We start from the raw sequence: 11,742 nt of genomic DNA on the forward strand, positions 1-11,742 counted from the left end.
TAATACAATAAGTCTTATTATATGGTGTATTTGAATCATAACTTAAGTTCTTTCTGGATGCCTTTGTTCAATTCAAAGTGATAATTGAAGCCGCGGCTTTGAGGTCTTAGAACACGTTAACGTAGAAACTGTCGGGGGTTCTCGTTATTCGTTTTTCACTTACTATTGCGCATTTTTTTCCAGACGGCTCGTCCGAACATGCCCACACAGTCACCAGCTGTGTGGGTTTTTTTTTACTTTCTTTTTATCAGCATTAAAGCAACACCAACTATCGCGTAAGTGCGCTGGTTTTAAGCTTGCAAAGAAAAAGCTGGGTAACAAGTTGGTCGCTAAAAGGTTTTGAATTTACAGATAGAAATAGATTAGAGAGAAGGAATAGAGGCTGTAAAAGAGTGGTAGAGAACTTGAATAGGTGCAAGTAAAATGCTGGAAGTCGAAGATTTTAACGAGGAAATGGATAGTACAGAAAAAACGAACCTCGCTGAGAGATCGCCGCCGAAAAGACAGGCAATACCCTAGCGAGGTCGTACGTCAATTACTTCTCTAGTTTTACGAAGTAGTCGAAGATAACAGGTACGTCATTGTTACCCATGCCTGCGTCAACCGCAGCTTGTAGGCTAGTTGCAGTACCTTGAGCGATTAGAGACTCAGTACCTAGCTCTTCACAAAGAGCAAGGAAGTAACCAAGGTCTTTGTTTGCGTTAGCAACAGAGAAACCTAGCTTCTCTTCGCCGTCTACCGCGTAGAACTTACAGAATTGCATGAACGGAGAGTTAGATGGACCTGCAGACATGATGTCAAACAGTTGTTGGCCATCAACACCAGCGCGTTGAGCAACAGCGAAAGCTTGAGACATAGTTGCAACAGTCGTCATACCCATGAAGTTGTTTACAAGCTTAGTCACGTGACCAGAACCTAGAGCGCCTAGGTGGAATACGTTTTCGCCTTGCTCTTCAAGAACAGGTTTAACTTTGTTGAAAGTGTCCATGTCGCCAGCCGCCATGATGTTCAGAAGACCATCTTTAGCGTGTGCAGGAGTACGACCTAGAGGTGCGTCGATCATGCCCGCGCCTTTTTCAGCAAGAGCTGCGCCGATTTGCTTAGTAGAAGCAGGGATGGAAGTACCGAAGTCTACAACTACAGCACCTTCTTTGATGCCCGCTAGAACGCCATCTTCGCCGTAAACGATTTTTTCAACAACAGCAGAAGTTGTCAGACAAAACTGAACGATGTCACTTGCCGCTGCTAGTTCTTTAGCAGAAGTGAATGCCGTTGCGTTGCCGCGGTCGGTAACGCGAGCAACAGCTTCAGCGCTTAGATCCATTACGTTTACGTGGTAGCCGCGCTTTTGCAGGTTTTCAACCATGTTGCCGCCCATAAGACCTAGGCCAATGAAACCGATTACAGGTTTAGTCATGTTCAAACTCCAAATATAGTATTGTATGATTATATGCTCATTATAATAACGACGTCTTTCTTGTTACGCAATAGTTTTAGGGTATTGATTCGAGGGTTAGACGCAAGTTGTGACCGAGGTTCACTTTACGAGAAAATATCGGGCACGCTTTGTCCTTCCAGGAACTATATACTAAAAAAAACTCCAAGCTTTCACTCGGAGTTTTTAATATCTAGCTTCTGTTGCTTCAGCGAATTACAGTTCGATTGAAACCGTTTCACCGTCAACATTTAGCATTAGCGTGTTGCCTTCAAGCTTGTGAGACACTTCAACTTGCTCGCCTTCGTTCTTGTTCGGAACAAGAAGCGTCAGGATGTTGTGCTCTTTTGATGCCTTAAATTCCACTTCAACGTGACGGTGGATTTCAAGATCTTTGAACTCGTATGGGTCAACTTCGCCAAAACCTTCCACGTTCTTAACTGCAGTGATGTTATCCGCAGACTCGTTGATGAAGTTTACGTCTAGGTGCGCCACTTCGCCACGGATAGTGAAAGACTTGTCTGCCACTTCGTTTGTGAACGTCGTGTGCATTAGCCAAGTCATGTCTTTCTCTTCAGAAAGCGTTGCCTTGTCTTGCATTACGAATACTTTACCTTGAACAAACCAGATCTTACGCTTGTAAGATTCGATTTCAGGAACGAAGTACTTGTAAGATGCTGTTGCATCACCTTCAACCATCTTTACGTCAGATTCAGTGTCGAAGTCAGAGATAGTGCCGCCCGCTTCAATACAGAAGCGATCTTGATGGTTTTCGTAACCCGTGTTCTTGTTCTCGCCGTATTGGCCTTTACCGCCAAATAGTGGCAGGTTTTTAGAGAACGTTTGACGACGCCATTTTGTGTGCATATCAACACCGAAACCACCGTAGTAGCCCGTGATTGACGCTAGCGTTTCACCGAATGCATGCAACGTGAATGCGTTTTGGTCGCCATGAGAATGGCTGATTGAGCCAAACGGAGAACATTTAAATACCATATGAATATGGTTATCACGCTCAGTCATCTTGTTGTGGAATGCAGCCCAACCCGTAATTGGAAAGACTTTCAACAGTGGATCGTTCGATGGGGCTTCCTCTTCAGGTGCATCCCATAGGATGTTGAAGCGAAGATCGTCATAGCCAAAGTCCCACCAACCAAAGTTGTAGAATTTGGTGTGTGCTTCAGTATCACGACCTTTAAGCTGGTTGTAGTACCAAACGTACTCAGGCTTCTGGTTAACACCTGCGTAGTGCTTGATGTTATAAGCCAGTTTTAAACCTGGGAAATCACCAATTGACGACTGGTCACAGAAGCTCGCGCGCTTAGAGTGAACCGGCATGCAGTAAAGCGGGAAATCACCGGTGTTTTCGTAGAATGTCTTATTGAACATGTCTACGCCACAGTAGGCTTTTAGTAGGTCGAATGCTTCGCCTAAGAATGCAGTTTGCGTATTCCAGTAGTCTGGGCCTTCAGCCCAACCGCCGTCTTCACCGCCCCATGGTGGGTAGTGTACCGCGTAGTATTCGAGTGCGTATGCAATGTACTCACCTGCTTTCGGGTGATCGTGGTAAAGCGCAATACACGTTGGGATGATAGCAGAAGAGATAGAACGAACACCGTGGCTGTTTAGAGGGTTGTTCAATAGATCAACCGTCACTTTCAGGTGGTGCATGATTTCGTCTAGACGCTCAATCAAAGCATCTTGAACTTGCTGACGTTCTTCATCGGTGAAGTAGCCGTGTAGCCAGTCGTAACCCCAAGCCATCGCTGCGATGACACGGAAAGCCGCTTCATCGTTATAGCCACGAGAAGTTACGCCTTCAGGATCGTACGTAGACAGCTTTAGAGTCCAAGCTTTTGCTTTAGCAATGAGCACTTCGTCTTCTTTTACAACACCAGCAATCGCTAAGTTGCGTGTTGCGTTCAGTGCCATTTGACAATCAACGTACATTTGACGCCAGTAAGGGCGCCACAGAGAAGCTTTACCTACTGTCTCTGCTGGGTACGCTTGAGGCTCTTCAAAAGGAGCAGTCTCAAGGAACTTAACCGTCGAATTGTTGTAGAAATCATCAAACATGCAGTGAGCTTCATCGGCTTTCACTTTCGCTTTGAATTCTTCTAACTGATCAGCTTGAACAAGAAGGCGTGGACGCGCTTCGCTCAAGTTGTCTAGGAATGATAGATCGAAGTCACGCTTCTGTACTTCGATAGGAAGTAGGTCTACAAGATTACCTGCTGAAGTATCATTCTCCAGCTTCATCTTCCTGATTGCATCAAGAGATTTTTGGTCGCTCATTCTAACTCACTTATCTTCAAGTTGATTGAAAGGAATTAAGCAACAATATACATCATATTGTAGGACAATTGGATGTATTTTGATTCGATTGAACCATTTTGTACAGTTTTCGTGATTTAGGTCAGATATATTCACCTGACGATTTGCCTGTTTCGTAGAGCAAAAAAAATGCGACGTCCTCTCGGCTCGTCGCATTATTCTATTTATTACCTTTGCGATGATTAGCCTTGCGTTGCAGCTTTTGCTTGCTTGCCGCCATCGTCGACAGCTTTGACAAGTAGCATACCAACGCCGCCCACTATCACACCACATAAGATGAAGACGAAACGCCCCCACATTGGGTTTGAAAGCAGTGCCATCAGCATCACACCAACACCAGCTGCTGCGATGAGTTTACCAAGCATTTGACGTTGCTTGTTATCGAGAACTTTCTGTTCTGCAGACTCAGAAACAAGTGGTGTCTCTAGGTTGCTAAAGAACTTATCTACATCTGCCTGACGTTTGTCACTTAGAGGTTTGTAGAACAGCGTTGATAACATGAAGAAGCCACCCGTCAGAGCAATGTGACTGACTAGACCAATCGCCACTTTAACATCTGACCACTCACGGCTTGTTAGCTCTTCTAGCCCAAAGATAGACGAGACCATCTCAGAGTTAATAACAAAACCTACGTAGTAAGAAACAAAACCACCCACGACCAGCGTACCCCAACCAGCCCAGTCCGGAGTCTTCTTAATGAAGAAGCCAAGGAATGCAGGAATTGTCATTGGGAAGCCGATAAGTGCGCCTACATACATCATTGTATCGAACAAGCTCAAACCTTTAAGCGAGTTGATGAACTGTGCGATAAGAATAATAGCGATACCAAATACGGCAGAAGTAATCTTAGAAACCGTTACCAGCTCTTTCTCACTTGCGTTGCCCTTACGAACAATCGTTTCATAGAAGTTCTTAACAAAGATACCTGAGTTACGGTTTAGACCTGAGTCCATTGAAGACATTGTTGCGGCAAACATCGCTGCAACAAGAAGGCCGACCATACCTGCTGGCATGTATTCTTGTACGAAGTATAGGTAGGCAAAGTCACCCGCTTTGTTACCTGCCTCTGGGTAAACTGCTGCTAAGTCGACACCTTGACCGGCAATAAACCAAGAAGGCATGAACCAAATGAAGACACCACCAAGCATGAGTACGCATGCTAATAGAGCTGCTTTCTTCGCATTCTTTGAGTCTTTAGCCGCTAGGTAGCGGTAAGAGTTAAGCATGTTGTTCGTGATAGAGAATTGCTTAACAAAAATGAAGAATGCCCAAATACTGAAGATACTGAGGTAATTAAGATTATTACCAGCAAGGAAAGTACCACCTTCCGGTACTGGGAAGTTATGCACAATTTCACCAATGCCGCCACCTTGTACAACCGCAACAACAGCACATGTTACAGTCACCGCCATGATGATAACCATCTGCATGAAGTCAGATGCGATTACCGCCCATGAGCCACCAGTTACTGACATTGCCAATACAACCAAACCAGTAATCCAGATCGTTGCTGTCATGTCGAAGCCAAAAATACCAGAAGCGATGATTGCTAGTGCGTTTAACCATACACCCGCAGAAACAACACTGTTTGGCATTGAAGACCAAGTGAAGACTTGTTCATTCGTCGCACCGAAACGCATACGAATAGCTTCAATGACCGTTACTACACGTAGTTGACGGAACTTTGGAGCGAAGTACGCAAAGTTCATGAAATAACCAAATGCGTTGGCGACGAAGATGACACCTACAGCAAACCCATCGTTATAGGCTTTGCCTGCTGCACCGGTAAATGTCCATGCACTAAACTGAGTCATGAAGGCGGTAGCACCAACCATCCACCACAACATGTTACCGCCCCCACGGAAGTAATCACTAGTGTTGTTGGTAAATGATCTAAACATCCAACCTATTGCAATCAAGAATAGGAAGTAAATGCCGACAATAATCGTGTTGAGTTCCATCGTGTATCCTTTGTCCGAAGTAATTTCTTACAAGTACTATAGAAAACATTGCTACCTATTTGTAGTACAATAACGTAAATAAGTGATGGCGATCTTATTTTGATTGGTTAAAAACATCATATATATGACATAGGATGGAATATGACTAATTCATAGCCAATTTAAATCAGTAAACTTAAATTCGACCACAAAAAAACACAAAATCATTTAAAATCAATAAATTAACTCGATAATTCAATTTTCAAACGTAATAAATAAGACARCCATAACACTTATTGAGTGCTAGTATTGTAGAATGACAATGACTCTTACCTCCACACCTCGCTTCATTTATAAGACAATAATACTTAGCAACTCCACCCTTAAATGATTGATTTCGCCCTACATCACTTCACAATTCTGGCTTGGTGCCAGAGCGAAGCCAGTGCTTAAAACGAATGAATGGTTTGATAACGAGCAAAGTACCTTAAGAAAAGCCTTGGAGATATTTAATAAAAAAAGGCATGCGCGTGGCATACCTTTTAAATGGTTTAAACAAGCCTGTCAGTGGCTCAAATCAGATTCAAAACCCTGTTTAACTAACCGGTACTAAGCGGTGATTGGCATCTTGTAAGTGCGCTGCTGACATTAAACGTGCTTTGTCACTGTCACCGGCCATGATTGCTTCATAAATTCTACGGTGTTCATTGATACATGTGCTGCCTTCTTCAGAAGAGTGCACAATGAAGTTAACGAACATAGTCGTCAAAATGTTACCGAATGGCAGGTAAAAATCATTACCTGTCGCATTGAAGATCAAGCTATGGAAACGCGTATCAATGTCTGTCCAACGCTCTTGATCAAACACTTCAGCTTCATCCACTTCGACCATTTTTTGAAAGATTTCCGACAGCTCAATACGTTGCTCAGCCGTCGCAAATTTTGCCGCTAGTGCACACGCTTCAGGTTCAATTGCACGACGAAGACCTAAGAACTGTGAACAAAATTGGTCTATGTCAGTTAGGCCGTCCATCCACTCTATCAGTTGAGGATCAAGGAAGTTCCAGTATGCACGATCTACTACACGAGTACCGATTTTCGGGCGGGACTCTAATAGACCTTTAGAGGTCAATAGTTTAACTGCTTCGCGAAGTGCCGTTCGGCTGATACCAAACTGTTCACACAACGCCATTTCACCAGGAATAATAGAACCTTGTGGCAATTCGCCAGACAAGATTCCACGAGCGATTTCACGCGCTACTTGTACGTGCAGGCTGCGCTTCGAACCCGAAATAGAATTAAAAGTGGTAACCATAAGTTCACTTATTTTATATGTTATGTTTTTGTTTGATTTAAGTTTCACTATAACAGTATTTCAACCGACAGCCAATTGAGCAAAGAGCACACATACCCACCACCTATCCACTCATGCTTTTCAGACATAAAAAAACCGAGCAACTCGTAGTGAGTGACTCGGTTTAACTTATTCCCGATGTATTCAGTCGTTGTGGGTATCAACGAACAATTTTGCAATCACGACTGAATTCAATGTGATGCTTCGTTCCCGCAAAGCTCCACATCAACACAAGCCGTCGTTAAACAACTTGCGTGTCAATCATTTACAGTTGAGCAAATGATCCTTGCCACGAGTATATCTCACCCGCAAACTCAACAGTGTGAGTGGCTTGTTGCACGTCTTCAGCTTGGTTTGAAATACCGTAGTGGTAAGTGTTACCAGAAGTCGTCTCAATGCGAATAACCGTTCCGACACTGTTATGACCGACAACCGATACTGATTTAACTAGGCCACGAGCGCCCACAGAGGCTTCGATAGACTCGTTAAAGTAACCATGCGTTTCGAGTACAGAAGCAAACACGTGGTTCTGACCAGACTGACGTAAGATCAGCGCAGGTTCACTCTTAAGGTTGAAATCTGGATCGTTCGCCCCTGTGCGAGCAAAAATCACTTCACTGCCCGCATTCGCGCTGGTTACTAGGCTGTAGTAGCTGCTGTCATGTAACCAGCTTACTAGAGAACCTTCTTCGTTTACTTTGCCTGAAGCAAGGTTCCATAAGTGCTGGTAACCGTTGTCTTCACCTAACGGCTTAAGCGTTTTTTCCATGTGGTAATCAAAGTCAGTACGGATGATCTGACCAGAATGGTGAACAGGTAAGTCGTACTGGTGCTCAGCGTCAGCTTCGATGCGGTACACATCGATCACGAGCGGTTTTTCGAACTCAGGCAGATCAGCGAGAATCACGCTGCGTTGCATGTCTACGCCCGTGTAGTACTCAGAAATGGTGCCACTCATGCCTTGCAGAGACTGGTCGTCTGCTACGAAGAAGTGCTTCTGACCAAACTTAGACTCAGCCAATGCTGTGTTGAAGTTGTTCTGTGTTTTCTGATCAACCGTGACTGTGTTGTGAGCAACCGTCTGCTTACAGTAAGACTTGTTCTCTGGGATGTAACGACCGCCAAACTTAGGCTCAACGTTTACCCAGCGACCGAAGCCGTAATCGTGCAGCACTTCGTGGCCACGGTTGAATACGCTTAGGTGCAGACCATCGTAGTGACCGTGGTCTAACGCAGAGTGATACTGGTGGTCTGAGCCGTGCTGACCAAACCAGATCAACGCCATGGTATCTGCAGTCTTAGGGTCGCCGTCTTGCTCATCACGGTGACGAAGGATGCTCACACCGCCTTTTTCGCCTTTAGGGCCGTCGGTGACAAACAGGCTGCCCCAGTTGAATGCTTTGATGTCGTCAGCTGCATCAACCGCGTCAGACAGTGTTTTACCTGAAGCATGAACCCAAACGTCTTGTTGGTGATTCGCCATACCAAGCAGAGTTTCTGTCTGCTCGTAACGGTGGTAACACACAGACGTTGCCATGATAACGCCTTCATCGTTGATAGAGATTGTCCTCGATGAATCGTTCAGAGCTGGCAATGTACCGTCTGGGAATGCGGTTTTGAATACCGAGTAAGACGTTGTCTTGATCACGGAATCGTTGAATTCATAGATGCCGACTTCAGGCTGACGACGTTCAATCGCTTCTGCGAACAAGTAAATTGGACGTAGCGAAAAACGGTGGTAGTAAGGACCTTCCATGTAGTAGCCGTCTGGCGAAAACAGTTGGTCAAGTTGCGCTAAGAAACCGCCGCTGACTTTATCTAGTTTCAAGCCGTAAAGCGCTTTGTCTACCGACTCTTGGTCGTTGATTGCGTAGCCACAAATACCGACTGCAGCCACTGCCCATAAGCCGTGGTTGTGTACGATATCGAAGTCGTGTGCGTAAGTCACAACGAACATTTCGATCATTTGCTTAAGCAGATCATCTTCGATCAGACGCTTTTGCTCTTCAGATATGGTGTGGTAAATACAGCTGTACGCACAAGAAGCGTAGAGCATCCACATGTTCTCGTTCAACGTTTGGTGGAACAGCTTACCCGGAGGGTTAGAGTCACGGCTGACGTTGCTTTCAAGTGTTGGGTACACCGTCGCGTATGCAGTGAGCATATCAACGATGTAATCACGGTACTTTGTTTCTTCCGTGATAAGGAACAAACGGCCTGCTAGATCCATATGGATGTAGTTTTGCTTGTGACGGTTGTGCTCGTAACCGCCGCCTTCACCGTGACCGGGTACTTCAATGCCAACTTCCGCCATGTAAGCGTCAGTTTGTTTAATGTCGCGAGTCAGTGCGTTACCTAAAAGGCTATCCTTGCCAAGTTCTTTACGAAGCTCTGCGGCTTCATCAAAGTTAAGTAAAAGTGGTTGATAGCTCATTATTATTTCCCCTGCTCTGCTGTGCTTGCTAATTCTGGGTTTAAAGTTGTTTCTACTGAGTAGAAGCCTGTCCAGCTGTATACTTTGCCGTTCAGCTCTACTTTGTGTTCAGTGCTATCAGTCGCGCCAAGTTGGTTGCTGATCATCACTGTCACGTTTGATTTCTCTGTGGTGATCTCAACTACCGAACCGATATTCGTGTGAGCCACTACTTTGATGTCTTTCACAACACCACGTGCATTCACTGATTGCTCGAATTCTTCGTTGAAGTAACCGTGCGTTTCAACAACAGAAGCAAACAGTGTTGTTTCGCCTTTGCTGCGGAGAATAAACGCAGGCTCTGAACGTAGGTTGAAGCTTGGGTCATTCGCGCCAGTGCGAGTAAAGATCACTTCCGCATTATCGTTAGACGTTGCGCCTAGCCACGTGTAGTAGGTGTTGTTTTGTAGCCAGCTGACCAGTGCTGTGCCCTTCACTTCACCGCTTGCCACGTTCCATAGGTGTTGGTAACCGAAGTCTTCACCTAAAGTGTTCAGCTCTTTGTTTGCTTGGTATTCAAAGTTAGTGCGAACAATCTGACCTTGATATTGGTGTGAGTAATCGTATTGATGCTCGCCTTCGCCACCCTTTTCTGAATCTAAGCGGTATAAATCGATCAATAGCGGAGATTCTAATTCTTCAAGGTTAAGCATGAACACGCTGCGTTGCATGTCAAAACCTTCGTAATGATCGTTAGCAAATGCGCTCATGCCATTGATTTGATCGTCTTCTACTTTGAAGAAGTGTGGCAAGCCATGTACTGCATCCGCGCGCTCAACCTCAAAGTTGTTCTGACATTTTTCATCAATCGTTACTGCGTTATGTGCAATTGTTTGACGAGCGTAAGATTTGTTTTCGTCTAGGTAACGGCCGCCGAATTTAGGCTCAACGTTCACCCAACGACAGAAGCCGTATTCACGCAGTACTTCTTGACCTCGGTTGAAGAAAGAAATACCCAGCGTATCAAAGTTGCCGTGACCCATGCCGTGTTGGCCGTAGTTCATAACAAGTTGAGAAACGTCGCCTTTCTTATCCTGCATGCGGATAAAACCTTGCGCGCCGTTGTGACCCTCAGGGCCTTCGTTCAATTCAACACTTGGCCAGAAAGGCATGCCAATTTCTTTCTCTGCAGAAGCGGCTTCGTAGGCTTTAGATAGCTCAAGACCACATGGGTGCATCCATACTGCATCTTGAATCTTCGCCATACCAAGAATGTTTTGGTCAACGCCGTTCTCAGAAGAGTAATGCTTGCTGTAAACACTGACTGCAACCTGAACACCCATGTCTGTGATACCCATAGTACGAGAAGCATCATTCAGAGCCGGGAATTCACCGTTCGGGTAAGCCGTCGCAAGCATCGCTTGTACTGTGTTACCAATCACGCCACCTTTGTAGTTGTAGATATCCACTTCAGGCATATGACGGTGGATCACTTCAGCGAACACACACGTTGGACGAATCGCATAACGGTGATAGTAAGGACCTTCCATATAGTAGCCAGAAGGTGCAAACAGCTGAGAAACTTGCGCTAAGAAACCGCCAGTATCATTACGGTCAATGCCGTACACTGACATTTCAAGGTACTCACGCTTGCCAAGGGCAAGACCACAAATACCGACAGCAGCGACGGCCCAAATGCCGTGGTTGTGGATACGGTCGAAGTCGTGTGCGTACTTAACTGTGAACATTTCTAGCATGGGTTCAAAAATGCGAGACTCAATGTTGTCACGCTGCTCTTGTGTCAATGTTGAAGCAACGCAAGAGTAAGCCAAACTGGAGAACATTAACCAGCAGTGTTCATTCAGGATTTGGTGAAACAAACGTCCTGTTGGGTTGGTGTTTTTTTGTACGTGGTAATCAAACGTTAGGTATTTGTCTGCGTACACTTCTAGTAAGTCTGTAACGAAGTCTGCGTACTTTTGCTCTTTAGTGATCAAAAACATGCGACCAGCTAAATTCATGTACGTGTAATTTTGTTTATGGCGGTTATGTTCGTAACCCCCTGCTTCACCATGTCCTGGGACATCAATAGGTAAACGCATGAATGCTTCTAGATCTTTCGCGTTTGCTGCAATGGTTTTGCCCATTAAGCTAGAACGGCCCACTTCAAGATGAAGCTGCTCGATTTCTGCTTCAGTCAACAATACTGGTTTAGTCGTCATATTCTTTGTCACCCTCAATGAAGAGTTTATCTATTTTTAAACTT

6 protein-coding genes are annotated in these 11,742 nt (G+C 45.0%); all 6 read right to left on the reverse strand.

The features are described 5' to 3' along the window. Positions 1-535: 535 nt before the first annotated feature. The 6 genes from L4B77_RS17750 to L4B77_RS17775 all read right to left on the reverse strand — a co-directional run bounded on the left by L4B77_RS17750 (position 536) and on the right by L4B77_RS17775 (position 11,698). Complete coding sequence (locus L4B77_RS17750) at positions 536-1,417, reverse strand: NAD(P)-dependent oxidoreductase (protein WP_261839485.1); 882 nt, start codon at positions 1,415-1,417, stop codon at positions 536-538. Between the two features lie 234 nt (positions 1,418-1,651). Beyond that, the gene (locus L4B77_RS17755) at positions 1,652-3,730 is read right to left on the reverse strand and encodes a DUF4962 domain-containing protein (protein ID WP_429752049.1); all 2,079 of its coding nucleotides are present in this window, start codon (positions 3,728-3,730) and stop codon (positions 1,652-1,654) included. A gap of 221 nt (positions 3,731-3,951) precedes the next feature. Further along, complete coding sequence (locus tag L4B77_RS17760; RefSeq protein ID WP_429752051.1) at positions 3,952-5,730, reverse strand: sodium:solute symporter family transporter; 1,779 nt, start codon at positions 5,728-5,730, stop codon at positions 3,952-3,954. A 574-nt stretch (positions 5,731-6,304) separates the two neighbouring features. Continuing rightward, complete coding sequence (locus tag L4B77_RS17765) at positions 6,305-7,024, reverse strand: FadR/GntR family transcriptional regulator (RefSeq protein ID WP_429752053.1); 720 nt, start codon at positions 7,022-7,024, stop codon at positions 6,305-6,307. A gap of 304 nt (positions 7,025-7,328) precedes the next feature. Further along, on the reverse strand, positions 7,329-9,497 hold the full coding sequence (locus tag L4B77_RS17770) for a heparinase II/III domain-containing protein (protein WP_429752055.1): 2,169 nt from the start codon (positions 9,495-9,497) through the stop codon (positions 7,329-7,331). Between the two features lie 2 nt (positions 9,498-9,499). Beyond that, positions 9,500-11,698: a heparinase II/III domain-containing protein gene (locus L4B77_RS17775; protein WP_429752057.1), complete on the reverse strand. Its 2,199-nt coding sequence runs from the start codon at positions 11,696-11,698 to the stop codon at positions 9,500-9,502. Positions 11,699-11,742 lie beyond the last annotated feature (44 nt).

This window comes from Vibrio minamisatsumaniensis (genome assembly GCF_050337445.1).
GTDB classification, from domain to species: domain Bacteria; phylum Pseudomonadota; class Gammaproteobacteria; order Enterobacterales; family Vibrionaceae; genus Vibrio; species Vibrio artabrorum.